Consider the following 22,346-nt stretch of genomic DNA (forward strand, 5'->3'; position numbering starts at 1 on the left):
AACCAATATAATATTCTATCTATCCCTAAAAGATAAGCATGCCTTTATAAGGCTAAAAAATATTTTACATCATAATATCACATTCATAAACTATTAAAAACTTAAAGCTTAGCAAAAAAAGGAATAAAATCATTTTTACATAAAACTCATTAATAAAAATTAATTAGATTTAAAAAATAACAAAAACAAGAAAAGCCATTTTACCTTAAAAACTAATAACTTTAATCTACTTTTTCCTTAAAATAAGAAAATTCCATAGTAAAACTACCTCTCCCTTTAGTAGAACTTCTTAAAATAGAAGCATACCCAAAAAGTTTTTCAAAAGCCGCCTCCGATTTTATTAAATCATACTCCCCAATATTGTTAACTGAATGAATAACACCGCCTATAACATTTAATTTAGAAATAATTTCTCCGGTATGCTCAATAGGCGTTCTAATTTCTAATAACATTATTGGTTCAAGTTTAATAGGATCCGATTTTTGAAAAATACTATGAAAGGCAAATCCTGAAATTGATTCGAAAGCGCTTTCGCTAATCTTACTAGCCTCAGAAACAATAGAAAAAATGCCAACATTAATATCAATAATAGGGTGCCCAAAAACTCCACTTACAAATGCGGTTGTAATTCCCCTTAATATTGCAGACTTAATTGCAGGGTTAATGACACATTCAAAATCGATTTTATTTCCTTCCCCCCGCGGCAAAGGTTTAATGCTCATTCCAATTTTAAAATCAATATTTTTGCCAGCAAAAATATTATTAAACTCAAAAACTTCTTTTACAATTTTACCTGCACTCTCTCTATAACTTACTTGAGGTTTTCCTGTATAAACATTAAGATTAAATTCATCTTTAATTCTTGTCAAAACAATCTCAAGATGTAATTCGCCCATTCCAGATATAATTAATTGCCCTGTTTCTTTGCTTTCATAATAACTAAAAGTAGGATCTTCTTTAGATATTATTCCAAAAATTTCCCTTAGTCTAACTTCATCTGATGATCTTTCAGGCTCAACAGACATTAAAACAACTGGCTCTGGAAACGTAACAGATTCAAGTAAAACATTATTGTTTTCTTCAACAAGAGTATCTCCTGTGAAAGAAAACTTTAATCCCAAAACAGCACCAATATCCCCTGTTTTTACACAATCTATTTGTTCATTTTTATTTGAAAAAACTCTAAAAATTTTTGTAAACTTCTCACGCTTACCATTTGAAGCATTAAAAATTTTTTTACTAGAATTAATCTCGCCAGAATAAACTCTAACAAAATAAAGATGTGCAGCAATTACGCTTGAATATTGAACTTTAAAAACAAGCGCTGACAATTTTTTATTTTCATTAGGATTAACTAAAATTTTTTTATTTGCATCTAAAGAAAAAGCACTGAAGTTTTTTTCAAAAGGACTTGGCAAGTAATCTACAATCGAATCAATTAAAGGTTCTATTCCAATATTTTTTAAACTAGTTCCCATTAAAACAGGAATAATGAATCTAGAAATAGTACCTCTTCTGATCTCACTTTTAATAATATCTAAACTAATCTCTTTATCTTCAAGAAATAATTGAGTAATCTCTTCACTAAATTGACTAAGAACATCTATTAGTTTTTTCTTAAAAAAGACCACTTTTTCAACAAATTCTTCTCTAATAGGGCTATAAGTTAATTTTGGAATTCCATTTTCCATTACAAAATGAAGCTCTTTGTTTAAAATAATATCAACTACTCCTTCAAAATTACTTTCATTTCCAATTGGAATTTGCAAAATTAAAGGAATAGTTTTAAACTTGTTTTCAATATCCTCTACAACTTTAAAAAAATTAGCGCCCAATCTATCCATCTTGTTAATATAAGCAAGTCTAGGAATTTCATATTTTTCCGACTGTTTCCAAACAGTTTCTGTTTGAGCTTGAATTCCATCAACAGCGCTAAAAATAACAACACCCCCATCAAGAACTCGAAGGGATCTTTCAACTTCTGCTGTGAAATCAACATGTCCTGGAGTATCAATAATATTTATTTGGCAATCTTTCCAATGACAAGTAATAGCAGCTGAACTAATAGTAATTCCTCTTTCTTGCTCTTGAGGCATCCAGTCAGTAATAGTATTTCCAGAATCCACATCTCCTATTTTATGACTTTTGCCAGTATAATAAATAATTCTTTCTGTAGTAGTAGTTTTTCCAGCATCAATATGAGCCATAATTCCAATATTTCTAATATTCATAAAATTCCCAACAACAACTACACCTTAATTCAGATAAACTAATCATTGGTATAAGTTAAGCCTTTTTTAATAAAATTGTTATTTTATATCGCACTCGCAACATTTGTGTTCATCATGACAAAGACAATCACAATTTTCAAGCAATGCCTTATGCATCCATAAATGCTTTTCAAGATCACTCATTATGTCGTCCATAATATTAGCAGTACCATAATCACAAGCAGTATCAATCAATTTCCTCATTTCAAAAATATTTTTCAAAATCTCGGCAAGACTGCAAACAATGCTTTGCATTGAAAGTAAAAAATCAGAAGTTGACTCAATATCAAGCTCCTTAATAAAGGATTTTTTTATAAACTCAGAATATCTAAATTCAGAATCATATCCAAGCATTCTTGAACGCTCTGCAACAATATCAATAATCTTTTCAATATATTCATAAAGATCTTGGGTTTTCTTGTGAATAACAAAGAAATTGGTATCTTTTATATTCCAATGAATACCTCTCAAATTAGAATAAAAAATATGCAAACTTGCTAAGAGTTCTTGTAATTTTAAGTGTATTTCTTCTAAATCATCCTTTTTTATATAACTCAAATTCTTTTCCATAACTATCTCCTTTATATAATCATTATAATACATAATGAGATATAATTATGATTTTAATACCATAATAAATAAAAAGGAACTTTAATGAAAAAATTGATTTTGATTTTTACACTGTTTTCGTCTCAAGCATGCAATTTAAATACAATACATCCAATAGATACAAAAGAAGATATGAAAATTCTATATTCAGAAATTGCTGAATTGAGAAAAAAATTAAATCTAAACCATCTAGAAATAGATGATACTCTTGAAAAAGTTGCAAAAGAATATGCTATCAAACTAGGTGAAAATAAAACACTAACTCATACCCTTTTTGGCACATCCCCAATGACAAGAATACATAAATACGATAAATCCTTTAATTTAACAAGAGAGATACTAGCATCAGGAATTGAACTTGACAGAGTAGTTGATGCATGGCTTAAAAGTCCAAGCCACAAAGAAGCTCTTATTAATAAAGATACCGATAAAATAGGTGGGTATAGATTAAAAACAAATAACAATATAAATATATTTGTGGTTCTTTTTGGAAAAAGAAAAGAGAATAATTGACACCATTAAAGCTTATACTGTATACTACTTATTAGTAAAAAGGGCTCATAGCTCAGTTGGTCAGAGCGCCTGCCTTACAAGCAGGATGTCGGGAGTTCGAATCTCTCTGGGCCCAAAAATAATCTAAACTTCAATTATTTTTAACTCTAAGACCAAGTTTATTTTATAATTTTTAAGCATATTGTTTAATTCTTTTTGAACTGTATTGGCTTTTTCTCGACTTTCAAAAAGAAAAATAAAAGCTCCTCCTTTACCAGAGCCACTTAACTTGCCAGAAAGAGCACCTAATTTAATCCCACTACTTATTAGCCAATCAAGAGTATCATTAGATAGTCCTAAGCGCTTTAAAAAATAGTGTGCAACATTTATTTCATTAGCTAAAGAATATACATCTTTATTATGAAAAGCAGCATAAGCATTGCTTACAGCAAGACCAAGCTTTTCAATAAAAACAAACAAATCAGCATTAGATAATAACTGTTTTTTTAAATTAACAACTATTTCTTTAGTCGTAAAATCTCTTTTTATAGCTCCTATTAAAAAATAAAAACCAGAATCTTTCAATTTTTTTGAATTAAAAATATCTTCTTTTTTCTCTAAATAAAAAGTTCCACCAAGATCAATTAGTCTAATATCCATTCCAGAAGATTTGCCGTGAAAAATGTTTTCAATTTGATTTGCCAAAAAAATTTTATTACAATCCCTATATTCAAAATGACTTGTAATATATTCTGCAAAACACAAACTAAGACTAGCAGAAGAACCAAAGCCAACTCCAATAGGAATTTCAGAAAGAATATCAAACTCAATTGGATTAACTTTGTTGTAATTTGAAACAATAAAACTTATCAGACTATTTAGTCTTGTACTAGATTTTCCTAAATATTTCCAATTTTTAGACACACTGTACACCAAATCCATATAAATTGGAACTGTAGCTCCAATAACTGGAAATCCATAAACAGCGCTATGTTCACCTAAGAATAATATTTTAGCAGGCTTTCTTATTCTTAGCATTTCTCGATTTCAAACTTAATGCTTTCGTGCTCTAAAACAATTGGAATAATTTTTGACAAATCAAAAGCTTTAATATTAGGCCTAAAAACTAAAAAAGTTTCATTTCCAGCTCCTAAGGCCTTAATCAAATCACATTGATCCTGAAGGTGCTCAAAACTTGGGGGCAAGGCTGCAGAAACTCCTATTGCCTCTCCGATTGCCAATCCTAATTCTTTAGCTCTTCTTAAACTAGAAATTAATGCGGATTTAGAAGCGCTAACACTTAAAACAAGTTTTTTCATCTCCGAATTGCATTTAAATATAAAATCTAAAATAGAATCTCTATGTTTGTTGTACTCATAAATAGAAGCAGTGGTTTTAACTGCTTGCAAACCCCGAATTAAATAAAAATCATTAAACTCTAAAGAACCTAGTTGTCTGTATTTAGGAGCAAAACCACCTTCAAACTCAATAACACCTCCAAAAATACTAGTAGCAATATCATACCCACTACCTATTCCTCCTTGAGCGTGCCTGTAAGCTTCTAAACAATATTTAAAAATTTCATCTTTATCAACAACATTAGTAGCATTATAAATAAAAAAAAGTCCACATGCTATACCAATAGCAACAACAGCGCTTGATCCAAATCCCTTTTTAGTTCCATCATTAAAGAAAAAATTACTTGTATCAATATACACATCATATGCAAAACTCTCTAAATTTAAAAAACAATTTTGACTCAAATATGAAAACATTTTAAAAACAAGATCATTTCTATTTTCTATTAAAGAAAAATCGTCTATCTCTTTCTTTTTGCTAAAGAAACGCCAAGAATCGCTTTTTTTGAAAGAAAAAAATGCTCTCTTATTGATGGCAATTGCCAACCCCAGTCCACTTTCCTCTAAAATAGTATATTCCCCCATTAAAAGCAAATTTCCAGGCACAGAAAAACTAATCAAATCCATTCTAAGCCACACCCAACCTTTGAAACAATAAAATTAATATCGGTAAAATTTTGTTTAAGTCTTTTTAAAATAGTATTTAAATTTTTCTCCAAACAAAGAAACTTTACCTGGGGGCCCGCATCCATTGTCTCAAATACAAAAATTCCTTCATTTCTCAAATTAGCAGCATATTTAATTAAATCTATTGTACTACTTTTAAAATAAAAAATAGAAGATGCAAACATTAAAGCAAACATATTCTGATAACTTTTTATAACATTTGCTCCAAAGCGTATAAAATCTTTTTTTAAAAAAAAATATAAAGCATCTTTAAAAATCTTTTTACTAGAAGCAATCCAAGCATCATAATAAAATTCATGGTGTTTACAAATATTCATTGCAACTCTTGAAGACAATTCTTTTTCATTACTATCAATTATGGCGAATATAATGCGCAAGTCATTAAAATAAGATTGATCTCTTAATTGAAAAGATTCTTTTGATCCTTCTTTCAAAATAGTAAACCCCCCATAAATAGCCCTTGCCGCAGAAGCTGATCCTACTCTTGCAAGATTAGATGCACTATTAAAAGAATATTTATTAAAATATTTCAAAATACAAGCAGCAATAGAAGCAAAACCTGAACTTGAACTTGCAAGGCCTGCTGCTGTTGGAAAATTGTTTTCACTTTTAATTTTAAATCTAACATTCGGTTCACTAAGAATTTTTCTTGCATAATCAAAAAACACCTTTTCTCTATTTTGAAATACAACTGGCTTTGAATTTAAAATTATTTCATCTTGATCTGAAAGTTCAAGTTCACTTATTGAATAAAATTTATCAACACTAACGGCAAGACTAGAAGTCGCTGGAATATTTAAAAAAGCATCCTTCTTACCCCAATATTTAATTAAAGCTAAGCTTGCATTAACTTTGCACTTTACTTTCATTCTCTAACCTTATTTTCTTTAAAATTTTAAAAGCAAAATCAAAAGAATAAATACCCATTCTTTCCATTTCTAATAATAATTTGTCTTTCTCGAAATTAGAAATATTATATTTTGTCTTTAAAAGGTAAAGTATTTTATTAACATGTAATCTCATGTGACCCTTTTTAATCCCGTTAAATGCAAGAGCTCTTAATGCAGCAAAATTACTAGCAAGTCCAACGCAAGAGAGAATACCCATAAATTCACTCTTACTATTTACATTCATAATTCTAAAGCTTAAAATTGAAGCTTCGCTAAAAGATGTAACCCCACCCTTAGTGCCAACTTGCAAAGGAATTTCGATTTCTCCAACCAAAGCATTATCAATAGTATAAAATTTACTAAGGGGAAGGTATTTACCACTTTTTGAAGCAAATCTGTGAACAGAAGCCTCAAGCGCTCTTGTATCATTAAAAGTTGCAAGACATACTCCTGTAATTCCATTCATAATACCTTTATTATTAGTAACAGCTCGCTCCTCTTCATAGAAACCTATACTAGAAATAAGTTCAATTTTTTTAGCCAAATTCCAAGATCCCTCTTTGCTTGGTAGCAAATGCTTAAAATCTAAAACAAAAGAGGCTTTGGTTGTAAATTCATTAATATCATTGCTTAAAACTTTTAAAACGCACTCATATCCAAATTCTTTAAAAATACATGCTGCTACACGCTCTGCAATTGAGTTTAGTAAATTAGCACCCATCGCATCACAGGTATCCAAATAAAGATTCAATTTTTGAATACCAAGCTCTTTAATATACCTAGTTGATAATCTTCTAAATCCACCTCCTCTTTGATTCATATTGACCAGAAGAGGTTCAATCCAGGTCTTGATTTTATCGCCAAGATCAACAAAAATTTTACTTAAATCTTTTTCCGTTTTTATATAAATTTGAGAAATTCCCAATACTTCGCCCAAAGAATACCTCAAATTAGCATTTTCAAGAATTTTTGCCGCAAAATTTAAGGCAGCAACCACAGAAGATTCTTCTGTTGCAATAGGCAAAGAATAGTATTTACCATTTATTTTCAAATTTTTTACGATTCCAATAGGAAAAGATAAATATCCAATATAATTTTCTATCATATTAAAAAGAAAATCTTCATTGGCATTATTATAAAAAAAATCTTTAAAAGATAATCCCAAAAAACTTTTTATCTCTTGCCTTTTTTCTAAAACACTTTTATGCCTAAAATTTTTACTAAGTTCCATAAAACTGCTTAAAAACTCCAAGCTCTGCAAGTAAATAACTACTCAAAAAATACTTATTTTTTCTAAGTTCTAACAAACTTTTACTTCCACTTAAAAACATAGACATTTTTAAAACATGCTCATAATCAGAAAAAAGACTAATTACAGCATCTTCTCCTGAATTATAAAAAGCTCTAAGAACAACCGCTGCAACGCCTATGAGCTTAGCTCCAAGGGCAATTCCTTTAACAATATCCATACCAGTCTCATATCCACCAGATGCAAAAACATTAGTCTTTAGAGAATCATCAATGCTAAGTAAAGTAAAAATCGAAGGAATGCCCCAGTCAGAAAAACAAGATGCAACATTTAGATCATTACTCCTCATACCTTCTACTAAGACCCAATTAGTTCCACCGCTCCCCGCAAGATCAACATAAGAAACACCAAGTTTAAATAATTCCTTAACGTCGTTTGGTGAAATTCCAAAGCCCGTCTCTTTAACAATCAATGGAATATTTATAAACTCAGACAATTTAGCTATTGATTCTTTTATTCCTTTAAAATTTCTGTCTCCATTAACATTCATCAATTCCTGACCTGCATTAAGATGAGTAACAATTGCATCAACTTCCAATCTTTTGATCATTTCAGCTATTCTAGAAATACCAAACTCAACAATCTGAACAGCACCAATATTAGCAAACAAAGGAATATCATAGGCATACCTTTTAAGACTAAAGTCTGTTATGTATTCGGGATATTTAAACAAAAGCTTAAAAGAACCTAAACCAATGGGAATTTTCAAATAATTTGCAATTTTAACTAAAGATTTATTAAAATCATTCCCTTCTTTACCGCCTCCTGTCATGGAAGAAATAAAAACAGGCATGTTAATATTGTATCCAAATATTTCTTCTTTTATGCTTATCTCAGAAAAATTAAAATCACTAAGAGCATTATGTTTTAGCTTAATAAACTTTAAAAAATTGCAGCCGCCTTTAACATCGTTTTTATTTAAACAAATTTCAATATGCCTCTTTTTATTTTCTAGTATATTAGGCTCGATACCCATAAACTCGGTATCCATCATTCCTTAATTCTTTTAAATAAAATCCTTTGGATTCGCCAGGAACTATTTTATTCTGAAAGAAATCTTTATATTCTTCAAAATTTGCATTATTTCTATTTTTTATAAGTCCATCAAGATCCCATAATTTAACAACATCAAAAGCACCTTTTTCAATGGTAAATTCATAAATAATCATAATATTGCCAGATCCATAAGAACAAAACAATATCTTTTCTCCTGTAATATCTTTCTTGGAGAACACTCTTTTTAAATAAAATGCTAAAGATAGAAAAATTGAACCCGTATACAAATTCCCCACTTCCATAGCAGCTTCAACTCCATCGTAAAAATCTATTGATTCTAAATAAGCATTCCTAACAGATTCATCATCACTATAATATTTTTTTAAAATATAATGCATTGAATCTATCGGCATTTTAGCAAAAGGAACATGCAAAATAAACCTATAATTAGAAAATAAATCTTTAATACTAAGTTGCTTTTTGGCAGCAAAATCTTTTAAAGCATTTTCGTTTGCATTATTGTAACATTCAACTGAATATTGACCCCGCACCTTAGCTTCAACGCTTCCAAAAGGTCTAAAAAAATCATCAACATCATCGGTATAAACTCCAAATTCAGATAAATTAATAGAGAGTAGCTTTGGATTTTTTTCAACCAGAATTGCAGTTGCACCAGCTCCTTGGGTAATCTCGGCTGTAGTAAGATTGCTATAATGCGCAATATCTGAAGAAAAAACTATACCATATTCAGAATTATTAGAATGGCTTAAAACACTTGCTGCAGTGTGTAAAGAAATAGCAGCACCAGCGCACGCATGCTGAACTTGGAAAGTTAGAAAATTATTTCCCAAACAAATACCAGACTGCTTTAAAGCTCCAAAAACATAAGAAGAAATTGCCTTTGAATGATCAACACCTGTCTCAGTTCCACCTAAAAGCATTCTAATTTTGTTTAAATCAAGATTATTGTTGTCAAAAATAAGCTTAACAGCTGAACTTGCCATTGTTACACTATCCTCATTGGGACTGGTAAACCTAAAACCTTTTTGCAGGGTTGCATCTATCGCTCTATTGATTTTTTTAAAAAAAACTTCATTGGAAGAATATAAAGGATTTTCCAAAAGAACAGAAAAGTCTAAATAATTTAAAGGTAAAAAAATCCTAATATCACTAATACCTATTTTCATATATTCCTCGGTGCATTAATGGATTTAAGTATTATATTATAATTTACAAAAATTAGCAAAATCTTATATAATGAAACCTAAAAAGGGAAGTTTATGAAAATAGCCGTACTTTTATCTGGAGGAGTTGATAGTTCTGTTGCCCTTTATAAAGTTATAAACAAAGGATATACAAATATAAAATGCTATTATCTAAAAATTTGGCTTGAAGATGAACTGTCTTATATTGGAAACTGCCCTTGGCAAGAAGATTTAAATTACGTTGAAGCTGTATGTAATAAATTTAATGTACCATATGAAATAATAAACTTTCAAAAAGAATATTATAACAAAGTAGTAAGCTATACTATTGAAGAACTAAAAAATGGCAATACCCCAAGTCCAGATATTTTTTGTAATCAAAGAATAAAGTTTGGAGCATTTTTTGAGAAAATTAATGAACAGTATGATTTGGTTGTCACAGGACATTACGCCAGAATACAAAAAAAAGAGAAAAAGTTTTTTTTAAAACAGGCAAAAGATAAAATTAAAGACCAAAGCTACTTTTTATCTCATCTCTCTCAAGAACAAATGTCAAAACTATGCTTCCCCCTAGGAACATTGTTTAAAAGCGAAGTAAGACAAATAGCTAAAAGCATAAATTTGCCCAACAAAGATAGAAAAGACAGTCAAGGTATTTGCTTTTTAGGAAAAATTAAATATAACGAATTTATAAAATATCATCTTGGCGAGAAAAAAGGCAATATAGTTGAAAAAGAAACAGGAAAAATAATAGGAATTCACAACGGATATTGGTTTTTTACAGTTGGCCAAAGAAGAGGAATAAAACTTAGCAACGGACCTTGGTTCGTCATAGAAAAAGACTTAAAAAAAAATATTATATATATCTCACATAACGAGAATTATTTAAAACAAGCAAAGCGCAAATTTTTAGTTCACGAAATACATTGGATAAATGGCATGCCTTCAGATTTTGAAAATTTCAAAATTAAAATAAGGCATGGTGAAAAAAAATACTCATGCAAATTAAGACTTATTACAAATAACTTAATTGAAATTTATTTAAATAAAAAAGATCATGGGATCTCTCCGGGGCAATTTGCAATCTTTTACAAAAATACAGAATGCCTAGGAGGTGCTAAAATTTTTAAAATTATAGAATAATAAGCCTCCAAAAAGTTAGAGAAGATTTTTTCAATCTTCCCCTTACTTTTCGATCTTAAAGTAATCAACAGATTCTTTTAAATCTTTGACACTCTCTAGCATTTTTTCAGACATAGCAGAAAGTTCTTCACTACTTGAAGCTGTAGTCTGAACTAACTGACTAACCTGTTCTATTGCATTTTTAAACTGCTCTATCTGAACACTTTGCTTAGAACTTTCATTAGAAATGTTTTTCACAAGTCTAGCCGTTTGCTCCATACCAGGAACTATTTGTTCAAAATTTTCCCCAGCACGGCTTGCAACAGTTAAGCTTCTGTTTGCAATATCAATAATCTCTCTTGCTGATTCCTTGCTTTGATCCGCAAGCTTTCTAACCTCAGCAGCTACCACTTCAAATCCCTTACCTTTTTCACCTACTCGAGCAGCCTCAATCGAGGCATTTAAAGCAAGCAAATTAGTTTGTCTTGTTATCTCATCAATAATTCCAATTTTCTCAGTAATTATGGTCATTGCCTCAATAGCTTTAACAACAGATTTATGGCCCTCTTTGGTTCTCTCATTAGTATTAACAGCAATTTTTTCAGTAGTAGATGCATTTTCAGTATTTTCAGAAACACCTTGTGATATTTGTTCAATATTTGCTGTCATTTGCTCTAAAGTAGAAGCCTGCTCAACAGCACCAGAACTTAAATTCTGACTTGCATTTGCTATTTGAATAGCATTTTCATAAAGGTAATCTAGGTTTTCAATGACCCCTTTAGCAACTGAAGAAAAATTAGTTCTGAGTTGTTCAAGACCTTCGTATAAACTATACAGCTCCACAGTATCCCATTTGCCAAAATTAACATCTGCAGTAAAATTACCAGAAGCAAGTCGCTCAGAATATTCTAATATCTTATTCAAAGAAGAGCTCAACCTTTTCACAAGATAAAGAGTTGCAATGGCAAGAATAAGCAATGTAAATACAAAACTAATACCCAAGATTAAAGATGTGGCTCGCGACATATAATAAAAATCATCCTCTGAAGTTCTCATCAAAAGAATAAATTTACTATTAGACAAATTTAATAACACCTTTTGACTAATTCCCACATATTTTTTACTGTTATTAGGATCATAATAATAAACAGTTGAAATTTCTTTATTTTTTTGCAACAACTCTTCAGATGTTTTTTTAAGAATGTTAGAATAAGAAGCACTAAGATCAGTCAAAACATCGCCTGGCAATACTGTATGATGAACCAAGAATCTACCCGTAGTATCATAAGCTAAAGCACGGCCGCTAGAGAGTATTCCAAAATTAATTCCTCTAAAAGACCTATTTATATAATCTACTGAATAAAAAAACATAAAATAACCAAAAATATCGCCTGTGCCAAAATCTCTTAATGGTATACCTATTAATATATAAGGAATCTGACCTTTTTTATTTCTTATTTTGGAAATATTTTTAACTAAAGACTCCTCAATAGATCCAGGATCTGCTAACATGACAAAAGAATTGTAAACAATGCTTTGAGATTCTTTAAGTTTTGTAAAATATTCTCTATCCCCAATAGACTTTCCAAAATCACTATTATCCTTAACAGCCGTAGTAAAAACTATTTCACCTTCCTTGTTTGTAACCATCATATTACTACCGGTTTGAACAAGAATTTCAGATTGATCTGAAATGAAATTCAACCTTTTGGATCTAATTTTACTAGCCTCCTTAAATTTTTCAGCAGAATTGAAATACATGGAACTAACCCTAACTTTCTCTTCCATAGAAGAAATATAAAGGTTAAAAGAACTTTTAATGTTTCCAATAAGATTTATCATAAGATCAAACTGTTGATCTACCAATTTATTATTAATCAACATTCCAAACACAAAAAACAAAATTGATATAAAGAATGCTATAAGAACAAGAACAAGTAGCAACATCCTAGCTTTCAGCTTCATACTAACCACCTCTTTTACAAAAAATAAATTCTAAAACTCTGAAAAATCATCATCAAAATTTAAATCCTTATCAGCAATATCGATAGCTTTTTTAGGATCAACCCGCTTATTAATAGTTCTTGCAGAAGGCTCGCTTTCAACACTTAAAGAATGATTACTATGCCTAATGCCATTTAAAGTAGAGATTTCATTGCCTTTCAAATCTTGATTTTCATCTTTAAAAGAATTTTCAGGACAATCCATCAACCTGAAATCATAATCGCCATCTTCCAGATTTTCAATCTTAGAATCTTTAATCTTGAAAAATAATACAGATTTTCTGAGTTCCTTAGACTTTTCTAACATTTTATCGGACATGCTAGAAAGTTGCTCACTACTTGAAGCTGAAGACTGAACAACTTCTCCAACCTGGTCTAAAGCCATTTTAAATTGAGCAATCTGATCGCTCTGCTTAGAGCTGCCTTCTGAAATTTTTTTGACAAGATTAGCTGTTTCTTCTATTTCAGGCAACATTTCTTTGAAGATCACTCCAGCTTCGGTTGCTACCTTAGAGTTATCTTCAACCAACTCTCCAATCTCAAGAGCCGAAATTTTACTAAGATCAGCTAACTTTCTAATCTCACTAGCTACAACAGCAAATCCCTTTCCTTCATCACCTGCTCTTGCGGCTTCAATAGCAGCATTCAAAGCAAGTAAATTGGTTTTTCTAGCTATTTCTTCAATAACGCTAACTTTCTCTACAATATCTTGCATAGCAATAACAGATTCTTCAACAGCCTTACCGCCTATCTGAGAATTTTCATTGGTCTTTAAAGCTATTTGCTCAGTTTCATAAGAATTATTAGCGCTCATATTAACACCTGACGCTATTTGCTCAACATTGGCTGACATTTCTTCAAGAGCAGATGCCTGCTGTAACGCACTAGAACTTAAATTTTGACTTGAACTGGCAACTTCTAAACTTGCCTTATTTACATAGCTAATATTTCTCAAAACACTAGCAATTGCTACAGAAATAGCTTTTTTCATTTTCACAACCTGAAGACTTAACATGCCAAGCTCATCAAAATAATCATCACCATCATCAAGGGCATAATCTTTGTCTAAATCTCCCTTAACCATATCTTGAACTAAAACTCTAATTGCGTTTAAACGAAAACTAATAATCCTATCTATTCTCATTAAAAGAACAATGCTTAATGAAATAATGCCTAAAACTGAATATAAGATATACTGAAATTTTAGACTAGATATTACTCCGTAAATATCTTTATAAGGAAGTCTAGCAATAAGCACCCCACCTTTCTCTCCTAATTTACTACTTATGGGCAACAATGCATAATAACACTCTTCTCCCATTTCGGAGAATAATATTCTATCAATAGTGTAAACCGACACTTCAGTAGGAACATTTGATAAAAGAGGTGGCTTAGAAAAAACATCTTTAAGAATATTTAAAAATTTAGAACTAACCCTACTGGTTTCATTGTATTCTTCAAAAGGATTAACTGCTATATTATTAGAATCCACATAAACAAAATTACCCCTTTTATAAAAACCAAATCTAAATCTATCAAAACTGTCTGCTAAAACATCATTAAGCAAATATCCAGCCAAATATCCACAAACAAGCTTATCTTCTGGAGAGAATACAGGCACAATTATTGCAAAAGCCTTTTTTTCACTTTGCCTAGACCTAACGGCAACTTCTGCCGATATTCCTTCAGAAAGATTTGAATACCAGCCTATAAATTTTAATTGGTTTTGCTTATAATCCTCAATTGCTTTTTTAAAATAATTAGTATTGGCCTCAGAATGTCCAAAATCCATATTATTTTCATGCCTTGTGCTAACAATTATTCTTCCTTCAAAATCAAAAAATGCGAATTCTTCAAAAAGGGTATCATTTTTAAGGTTAGTCATAAAATTGTATAAGTATTGTCGATATTTTTTATTCACCTTTACAGAATCAATAACAAATTTTGAATTTTTTCTTAAATCTACCAATTCAGACTCAGAGAAATCTTTTCCTCTATTCTCGGAAATTGCAAATTCTGATATAGTTTCAAGTGCTAAATTAGAAGCTGCGCCGTTGATTATAACATATAAAGTATCCAAAAAAGATTGCGTAGAAAAAGCTGCTCTTCTTAATTGCGCCCTTGTAAGCTGCTTATAATAATCTTCTAAATAACCACATAAAACAAAATTAAAAATCATAGAAAAAAGTAACAGTATAAAAATTAAAAACAATAATAAAAATCCAACAAAACTGTATTTAAGCTTCACAAGCATAATAAACTACCTCACAAATCATCTACTTATTTAATCAAACAAACTTAAGATCAAAAGGGTATTAAAAAAAATATTACAGCAAAAAATTAAAAACTCTTAAAATATTAAAAGATATTTTTACAATATGAAAAACAAGTTATAAGCTACATATTAAATGTTAATGCTTTTTATAGGGTATTCCTAAAAACTTGGGCGCATAACTTCTTTTTGAAAAAAAGATAAGACTTAAAATAACAATTAAATACGGAGTAATAACTAACATTTTAGGAGGCATTATTAAAGACAAAAAAGACGATTGAGCCAAAACAATCGCCAAGGTTTTAACAAATGAAAATAAAAAACTACCCATTAAAATCCCCAAAGGCGTCCATTTTCCAAAAATTAACATCACAATAGCAATAAAACCTTGTCCACCTGTAATCCCTTGCACATAGCTTGATGCAATCACTGTTGTAAGAATAGCACCCGAAACCCCTGCTAAAAAACCACTCAAAAGAACACAAAAAAATCTAATTTTATTTACACTAACTCCAACAGACTCCAATACCTCTGGATTTTCACCACTAGCATTAATTCTAAGCCCAATTTTAGTATATTTGAAAACAATATGAAGTAAAACCACACCTAGCATTGCAATGTATACAGAATATCTTTTGCCAAAAATTTGGAATATAAAAGACGTTTTGCTTAAAATTCCATCAAAAAGTATTGGCAACTTTATATCTATAGGCGGAGTTGAAATAGAAGAAAAAATCAAAGTGCTTGTAAAAACAGCAATAGCGGGCCCTAAAAAATTAAGCGCCATTCCAGTTATAATTTGATCTGATTTTAAAAAAATTGTAAAAACAGCGTGCAAAATAGCAAGCGCAAGACCTGCTAATCCACCAACAAAAATTGAAAATAATGGGTCATTTGTAAAATATGCAACTGTGGCTCCTGAAAATGCTCCTATTGTCATTATTCCTTCAAGTCCAATATTAATAATTCCACTTTTCTCACTTATAAGACCACCAAGGCCAGCTAAAATTAAGGTTTGAGAATTTATTAGAGTTTCACTAATTAAAAATATTATTACGTTTGACACTCTTAACACCTTTTAAAAAGATTTTATTTAAAAAATAACTAGCAGAAATTACAAGAACAATTATTCCCATCATCAAGGATACAATTGAAGATGGAAGACCCATTAAACTTTGAACCCTACTACTTCCATAAAGCAATATAGAAAAAAGAATACTAGAAAATAGTATGCCAATCGGCGAATTGTTTCCTATCAAAGACACAGCTATCCCATTAAAACCAATTCCTTCCATATAAGAAAGCTTAAATATGGCTTTATTAACACCCATAATTTGAATAGCACCAGCAAGACCCGCAACAGCTGCTGAGAGAAACATTGAAAAGATTAGCACGGCCTTTACATTAATGCCCATGTATCTTGAAGCTTCAATATTATTTCCTATGGCATTTATTTTAAATCCAATAATAGTTTTATTAAGCAAAAACCATATTAAAATAGCAAAAATTATGCCCAAAATTATTCCAAAATGAAGCGGCGCTTTTAAAAGCTCATTAATAAAAGGATGAGAAGATCTAAAAGCAAGACCTTCTGGTGAAAGCTTCCAAGAACCTAAAAAATCAATAAATGCACTTTCTTTAATGGACTTTGAAAAATCACTATTATCTCTTTTAATAAAACTAAAATCCAAAATTATATTATTCAAATGAAATAATATCCAATTAAACATTATTCCTGAAATCACTTCGCTAATATTGAATTTAGCTTTTAAATATCCAATTAAAATCCCTAAACTACCTGCCGCTAAAAAAGTAATAATAAAAATAGTAATTACATGTAAAATTGGAGGCATATCAAGGAAAATCGATGCTATTAAAGCAACAATAGATCCTAGTATAAACTGACCTTCGACCCCAATATTGAAAAGGCCTGTTTTCAAAGAAATACCAATAGAAAGCCCTGTAAAAATCAAAGGAGATGCATAACTTAAAACATAACCCAAATGTTTGGGGGACGAGAATAAAATCTCCAGTATTATAAAATACATTCTAAAAGGAGAATAACCAAGCCCCATCACCACTAGTCCAACGATTAAAAATCCAACAAATAGAGCAAAAATACTAACAAATGCTGAAGAATTTAAAATTTTTAATATAAATTTGCTGCATATGTTTTTACTAATTGTCATTTAGCTTAAACCTATCATCATTTTACCAATAACATCAATATCAAAATTGTCCTCTAAAATACCCACTATCCTCCCATCATGCATTACGGCTATTCTGTCACAAACATTAACAAGCTCATCAAGCTCAAGAGAAACCAACAAAACGGATCTACCTGCATCTCTTTGCTCTATTATTCTTTTATAAATATTCTCAACAGCTCCAACATCAAGACCTCTTGTTGGCTGAATAGCTAAAAGAATATCTGGCTCTAAACTAATCTCACGAGCAATAATAACTTTTTGCTGATTGCCTCCAGATAAATATTTTACCTTATTTAAAATACCTCTTGGCCTAATATCAAAATAATTTACAAGTTGGTTGCTCAATTTTTTTAAAATGTTAAGATCAAACCCTACAAATTGTCTTTTAACCTTATCAAATTGTCTTTTAATAAAATTGAAAAAATTAAATTTTAAATCAAAACTACTCTTTAAACGATTTTTTTTTAATCCTAAATAATCGGGATTATCAAAGCTCTTAAGTCCAATATTTTGCATAACATTGAATTCTAAAATAAGACCATGTCTTTGCCTGTCCGAAGGAATATTGCCAATTTTTTTATCTATTATTTGCTTAATCGTTAAACCTTTTAGAGATTCTAGACTCCCTGAAGAATTTTTTTTAAAAATATCACCCTTAAATATGCTTTTTAAACCCAAAATTGCATCAACTAAATCTTCTTGGCCACTTCCCTCAATACCAGATATCCCAAGAATTTCACCATTTCTCAGATTAAGATTAACGTCTTTAACTTTTAAAACCCCCCTCTCATCTTTAACACTTAGATTCTTTATTTCAAGAACATTAAAATGATTTTCAAATTGAATTTTAGATGAGCGAAGTGAAACCTCTTTGCCTATCATTAATTTTGTAAGATCCTTGTCATTAATCTCAGCAATATCAACAGTTTTAACAGCCCTCCCAAGGCGCATAATTGTGCATCGCTTTGCAATAGATCTAATTTCTTTTATTTTATGAGTAATAAGTATTACAGTATGACCCTCTTGAGTTAGTACCTTTAAAATATTTATAAAATCATCAACTTCACTAGGAGCAAGCACTGCAGTAGGTTCATCAAAAATAATAATATCTGCATTTCGATAAAGCACTTTCAATATCTCTATTTTTTGCTCCATGCCAACACTTAGGTCTTCAACCTTTTTCTCTAAATCTATCTTTAAACCATACTTTTCCGAAAGATAATTTATTTTTCTTTTAGCTTGTTTGTAATCAAGAAAACCAAATTTTGAATTTTCATATCCTAAAATAATATTCTGAACAGCGGTAAATTGTGGAATTAACATAAAATGCTGAAAAACCATTCCAATCCCATTGTGAATGGTCTCGCTTGAATCCTTAAAGCTTACTTCTTGGCCTTTTAAAATAATTCGACCACTATCTACTTGATGAATCCCATAAATAGTTTTCATTAAGGTAGTCTTTCCAGCACCATTTTCTCCAAGAATAGCATGAACTTCGCCTGCCTTAAATTTAATAGAAATATCATCATTGGCAACAAAATCGCCGTACTTTTTTGTAATATTTTCTAATACTAGTATATCTTCTTTCATTAAGCTTTAAATCCCAATAAACATATCAAACGAATTGCCCACAATATTTTTTATTCTAATGAAATATAATAAAGCTTAAAGCTTATATTTTCAATAGCATTTCTAGATTTCAATAAAAAAATAAATCATTCATAAAAGTTAATTAATGGTAAATAAAAAATGCTTAAAATATAAAAACCTTAATAAAGAGAGCAAATTAATGATAAAATAAAAGAATGATTAAACTATCAAAAAAGAGAGTATTATGAAAATTAAAGCCTGCATTTTTGATATGGATGGAACCCTGGTAAATAGCATCATGGATATTGCATTCTCAATGAATTCTGCTCTTTCAAACTTGGGATATAATGAAATAGAGCTAAACAAATTCAATGCCCTTGTTGGTAGAGGATTTGACAAATTTGTAATAGACACTCTAAAGCTATTATCTCTTGAATATAATAATCCCAATTTACAAGACAAACTTTATAAAGAATTTGTAAAAGAATATAACAAAAATCTTTCATCTAAAACACAACCATACGAAAATATCAAAACCCTTCTAGAAAATATGAATGAACTTAAAATTCCCATTGGAATTTTAAGTAATAAAAACCACGAAGAATTAATAAGTTTGGTAAAAAATATTTTTGGAAAAATACTTTTTTTTGAAGTCAGAGGTTATTCAAAAAAATTTCCACCAAAGCCAGATCCTGAAAATGCCCTTGATATGATATTAGAATTGAATGTCCAAAAAGAAGAAATCGCATATATTGGAGACAGCGACGTAGATATGCTAACTGCAACAAACGCTGGATTTATACCAATAGGGGTTTCCTGGGGATTTAGAAGTGTTCAAGAATTAAAACAAAATGGAGCAAAACATATACTCCATAAACCCCTTGAACTATTGGACCTAATAAAATGAATGCAAAACCATATTTTCCTTACCTATATCATTACCTATTCAATCATGAAAGCATAAAAAGTTTGTCTGCTATAGAAAAAGAAATTGAAATGCTCAGCTATTTAAAAGAAAACAAAAAAACTATTGCTACATTCATCAAAAATGATTTTGAATCAGAACTAAAAGATCTAATTCAATACATCAAAGATAAAACAGATGCAATGATTACGCCATTTGTTTTATCTGGCATTGAAGCTATTGATTTTAACATTGTAAAGCCTCTTTTTACCAAAGAATTAACAAAAAACGACTTAAATTTGATATTTAACTTCGTTAAAGCCAACTCATCTTTAAGAAAAGAATTCTTTTATAATTTTAATACTATAAGCAATGGATACATCACTTTTTACATAAACAAACTATTTGAAGGAAAAAATTCCTATACAATATATTTAATACAAAAGGAAAATAAAGCCCTTTATTCATCAGACATTATAAAAAATTATATAAAGATATTACTCCTCTTAAAAGTTTTGGTAATTAAATACTGCTTTGAAAAAGGAATAGAATTGACTATTAAAAATATTGAATCGACTTCAAAAGCAATAAGCAATGATACCGATTTTCTAGACGAAAAAACAGCTAGACTCATAATTGAAAGCTTTTTTAAATATGAGACTTTACAAACAATGTCTCCAATTTCAACATTAATTGCCATTTTTTCAGCCAGAGCAAGAATTCCAAAATATAAAAACAATCCAGTCAAAGGTTTTATTGGGTATGATGAAAGTTGGTTTTCAATAAAACAATCAGGCTCTAGAGAATATGATTCAAGAATAATCAAAGAATTATTAGAAATAGCCAAGGGAAATAAATGGTAAAAAATTTTTCAATTTTCTTAAAAGCAATAATAATTTTTTCAATATTTGAACTTTTAATCGAAGAGCTCTCAATAATTCTTTTTTTACCATACAAAATACGATTTGCACTAATATTTCTTGGTTTTCTATTTGACACAATTTTTATTTTCATTTTTTTATATAAAATAACCAAGGCTTACCTTTCTAAAAGATTAGAAATCTACGTCAGAAACAATCTATTTTTCGACATAATTCACTGCCTTATCCCATTAGTATTTTATAGTTCATATCAGCTTAAAAACATAATTGTCGCCCACGAAACCATATTAAATCCAATAATGCTATCACTTTTTAAGCTAAGATTTTTAAGGCTTCTTAGGTTTAACGACCTAATAATAGAAATCTATTACAATTCAAAAGAAAAGAACCTAATACTAATAGCATTTGCTAGGACATTTTCAATGAGCTTATTAATACCATTTACATTTTTTATAATAATATCAAGCTCAAAAATTGTAAATTCAATACCAGAAAAACAAGAATTTAATATTATTAAAAATATATCAATAATAAATGAAAAAGCTTACATTAAAGAAAAATATCCTTTCATCCTAATAATCAAGGAAAAAGAAGATATAATATACTCAAAATCAGACGAAATATTTGTTTACTACAGTCCTAGTGAATACAAAGTAATAGAAATAGAGAAGACAAAATTTTATATAGATAAATATTTGCAAAGAAAAAGCGATTCTATTCTTGGGATTTTTCTATTTGCATTGTTTGCATCATTTACTATTTTTTTAATGAATTTTTATAAATTTTTTAAAGCAAGCTTTTTAAATCCTATTATTTTAATGACAAAAATTTTACAAGACCCATTAGAATATCGAAAAATTCAAATTCCTTTTACTTTAAGCGAAGAAAAAGTATATGAACTTGCAAAAGCATTTAACAATCTTTTACTAAAAGAAAAACTAAATTCAAAGCGAAAAAGCAAAATACCTTTAGAAATTGAAAAAGTAAAAAAAATAATTAACAAAAGCCAGGAATTAAAATGAAAATTCAAATAATTTCAATACTACTTATAGTATTATATTTACCACTTAATGCTAGGCTTTTGAACATCTCAATTGAAAAAAGAGCAAGCGAAGAAATAAAAAAATATTCATCTTTCAATTTAATTTTAGAAAAAGAATACTATACTAATTTTCCAACAAGCGAAATAGAAAAAAATATTTATAAACTAACCGAACATTTTGTAAAAAGCATAATGCTAAATAAAACTGACTACAGCTTATTAAATTCGAACTACAAAGAAGTAAATAAATATCTAATTCAAAGCGAGCTTATTGATAACAAATTTTTAAAATACAAAATATTTAAAATTAAAAATATAAATGGGATTTTTAAAAGTTATTCGCTAATATACACAAAAACGGGATTTTACAAATTAGAGCTTTACATAGAAAATAATGTAGAGCCTATAAAAATATTCAATCTTAACATTACTTATTTTTTAAAGAATTCAGATAAAATAAGTAATGAAATGATTTTTTCTCCAAATGAATGAAAATAATAAAATTA

Annotated in this window: 19 protein-coding genes and 1 tRNA gene; 7 read left to right on the forward strand and 13 right to left on the reverse strand. The window is 29.4% G+C overall.

The window, feature by feature from the left end; genetic code table 11:
- Positions 1 to 221: 221 nt before the first annotated feature.
- Together fusA and BLA33_RS00780 are read right to left on the reverse strand one after the other, a co-directional pair.
- Positions 222 to 2,231, reverse strand: a complete 2,010-nt coding sequence (gene fusA / locus BLA33_RS00775) for an elongation factor G (RefSeq protein WP_075226321.1) — start codon at positions 2,229 to 2,231, stop codon at positions 222 to 224.
- Between the two features lie 78 nt (positions 2,232 to 2,309).
- Positions 2,310 to 2,840, reverse strand: a complete 531-nt coding sequence (locus BLA33_RS00780; protein WP_029346440.1) for a Dps family protein — start codon at positions 2,838 to 2,840, stop codon at positions 2,310 to 2,312.
- A gap of 84 nt (positions 2,841 to 2,924) precedes the next feature.
- Between BLA33_RS00780 and BLA33_RS00785 the strand changes: the two genes are divergently transcribed.
- Together BLA33_RS00785 and BLA33_RS00790 are read left to right on the forward strand one after the other, a co-directional pair.
- Positions 2,925 to 3,392: a BB0689 family surface lipoprotein gene (locus BLA33_RS00785; protein ID WP_004793229.1), complete on the forward strand. Its 468-nt coding sequence runs from the start codon at positions 2,925 to 2,927 to the stop codon at positions 3,390 to 3,392.
- 41 nt (positions 3,393 to 3,433) lie between these two features.
- A tRNA-Val gene (locus BLA33_RS00790) sits at positions 3,434 to 3,507 on the forward strand.
- Positions 3,508 to 3,515: 8 nt separating this feature from the next.
- Here the strand turns inward: BLA33_RS00790 and mvk are convergent.
- The 6 genes from mvk to BLA33_RS00820 are packed head-to-tail and all read right to left on the reverse strand — an operon-like array spanning position 3,516 to position 9,798.
- A complete protein-coding gene (gene mvk, locus BLA33_RS00795) occupies positions 3,516 to 4,409 on the reverse strand; it encodes a mevalonate kinase (protein ID WP_029346439.1) in 894 nt (297 codons plus the stop codon).
- Positions 4,403 to 5,356, reverse strand: coding sequence for a GHMP family kinase ATP-binding protein (locus BLA33_RS00800; RefSeq protein ID WP_075226322.1), 954 nt, complete (start codon positions 5,354 to 5,356; stop codon positions 4,403 to 4,405). Before BLA33_RS00800 ends, mvk begins: the two co-directional genes overlap by 7 nt.
- Positions 5,347 to 6,285, reverse strand: coding sequence for a diphosphomevalonate decarboxylase (gene mvaD / locus BLA33_RS00805; protein ID WP_029346438.1), 939 nt, complete (start codon positions 6,283 to 6,285; stop codon positions 5,347 to 5,349). Before mvaD ends, BLA33_RS00800 begins: the two co-directional genes overlap by 10 nt.
- Positions 6,263 to 7,537 (reverse strand): hydroxymethylglutaryl-CoA reductase, degradative, encoded by a 1,275-nt coding sequence (locus BLA33_RS00810; protein ID WP_029346437.1) that lies wholly within the window; start codon positions 7,535 to 7,537, stop codon positions 6,263 to 6,265. The genes mvaD and BLA33_RS00810 overlap by 23 nt, the downstream gene beginning before the upstream one ends.
- The gene (gene fni / locus BLA33_RS00815; protein WP_029346436.1) at positions 7,527 to 8,591 is read right to left on the reverse strand and encodes a type 2 isopentenyl-diphosphate Delta-isomerase; all 1,065 of its coding nucleotides are present in this window, start codon (positions 8,589 to 8,591) and stop codon (positions 7,527 to 7,529) included. The genes BLA33_RS00810 and fni overlap by 11 nt, the downstream gene beginning before the upstream one ends.
- Positions 8,575 to 9,798 carry a hydroxymethylglutaryl-CoA synthase gene (locus BLA33_RS00820; RefSeq protein WP_029346435.1) on the reverse strand — a complete coding sequence of 408 codons (1,224 nt, stop codon included), beginning with the start codon at positions 9,796 to 9,798 and terminating at the stop codon, positions 8,575 to 8,577. Before BLA33_RS00820 ends, fni begins: the two co-directional genes overlap by 17 nt.
- Before the next feature lie 93 nt (positions 9,799 to 9,891).
- Here BLA33_RS00820 and mnmA point away from each other — a divergent pair, with 93 nt between their 5' ends.
- The gene (gene mnmA, locus BLA33_RS00825; RefSeq protein ID WP_075226323.1) at positions 9,892 to 10,959 is read left to right on the forward strand and encodes a tRNA 2-thiouridine(34) synthase MnmA; all 1,068 of its coding nucleotides are present in this window, start codon (positions 9,892 to 9,894) and stop codon (positions 10,957 to 10,959) included.
- A 42-nt stretch (positions 10,960 to 11,001) separates the two neighbouring features.
- Here mnmA and BLA33_RS00830 read toward each other — a convergent pair whose 3' ends face one another.
- The 5 genes from BLA33_RS00830 to BLA33_RS00850 all read right to left on the reverse strand — a co-directional run bounded on the left by BLA33_RS00830 (position 11,002) and on the right by BLA33_RS00850 (position 19,013).
- Positions 11,002 to 12,903 carry a methyl-accepting chemotaxis protein gene (locus BLA33_RS00830; protein ID WP_004790944.1) on the reverse strand — a complete coding sequence of 634 codons (1,902 nt, stop codon included), beginning with the start codon at positions 12,901 to 12,903 and terminating at the stop codon, positions 11,002 to 11,004.
- A gap of 30 nt (positions 12,904 to 12,933) precedes the next feature.
- Positions 12,934 to 15,195 carry a methyl-accepting chemotaxis protein gene (locus BLA33_RS00835; RefSeq protein ID WP_029346434.1) on the reverse strand — a complete coding sequence of 754 codons (2,262 nt, stop codon included), beginning with the start codon at positions 15,193 to 15,195 and terminating at the stop codon, positions 12,934 to 12,936.
- Between the two features lie 157 nt (positions 15,196 to 15,352).
- Complete coding sequence (locus tag BLA33_RS00840) at positions 15,353 to 16,279, reverse strand: ABC transporter permease (protein ID WP_029346433.1); 927 nt, start codon at positions 16,277 to 16,279, stop codon at positions 15,353 to 15,355.
- Complete coding sequence (locus BLA33_RS00845; RefSeq protein ID WP_029346432.1) at positions 16,251 to 17,402, reverse strand: ABC transporter permease; 1,152 nt, start codon at positions 17,400 to 17,402, stop codon at positions 16,251 to 16,253. Before BLA33_RS00845 ends, BLA33_RS00840 begins: the two co-directional genes overlap by 29 nt.
- A complete protein-coding gene (locus BLA33_RS00850) occupies positions 17,403 to 19,013 on the reverse strand; it encodes an ABC transporter ATP-binding protein (protein WP_029346431.1) in 1,611 nt (536 codons plus the stop codon).
- Positions 19,014 to 19,257: 244 nt separating this feature from the next.
- Here BLA33_RS00850 and BLA33_RS00855 point away from each other — a divergent pair, with 244 nt between their 5' ends.
- Genes BLA33_RS00855 through BLA33_RS00870 form a run of 4 tightly spaced genes read left to right on the forward strand, consistent with a single transcriptional unit; the run spans position 19,258 to position 22,332 of the window.
- On the forward strand, positions 19,258 to 19,920 hold the full coding sequence (locus BLA33_RS00855) for an HAD family hydrolase (RefSeq protein ID WP_004791441.1): 663 nt from the start codon (positions 19,258 to 19,260) through the stop codon (positions 19,918 to 19,920).
- Positions 19,917 to 20,780 carry a hypothetical protein gene (locus BLA33_RS00860; RefSeq protein ID WP_029346430.1) on the forward strand — a complete coding sequence of 288 codons (864 nt, stop codon included), beginning with the start codon at positions 19,917 to 19,919 and terminating at the stop codon, positions 20,778 to 20,780. Before BLA33_RS00855 ends, BLA33_RS00860 begins: the two co-directional genes overlap by 4 nt.
- Positions 20,774 to 21,820, forward strand: a complete 1,047-nt coding sequence (locus tag BLA33_RS00865) for a hypothetical protein (RefSeq protein ID WP_004793332.1) — start codon at positions 20,774 to 20,776, stop codon at positions 21,818 to 21,820. The genes BLA33_RS00860 and BLA33_RS00865 overlap by 7 nt, the downstream gene beginning before the upstream one ends.
- Positions 21,817 to 22,332 (forward strand): hypothetical protein, encoded by a 516-nt coding sequence (locus tag BLA33_RS00870; protein ID WP_029346429.1) that lies wholly within the window; start codon positions 21,817 to 21,819, stop codon positions 22,330 to 22,332. Before BLA33_RS00865 ends, BLA33_RS00870 begins: the two co-directional genes overlap by 4 nt.
- Positions 22,333 to 22,346: the final 14 nt, after the last annotated feature.

The organism is Borreliella garinii (genome assembly GCF_001922545.1).
GTDB classification, from domain to species: Bacteria; Spirochaetota; Spirochaetia; order Borreliales; family Borreliaceae; genus Borreliella; species Borreliella garinii.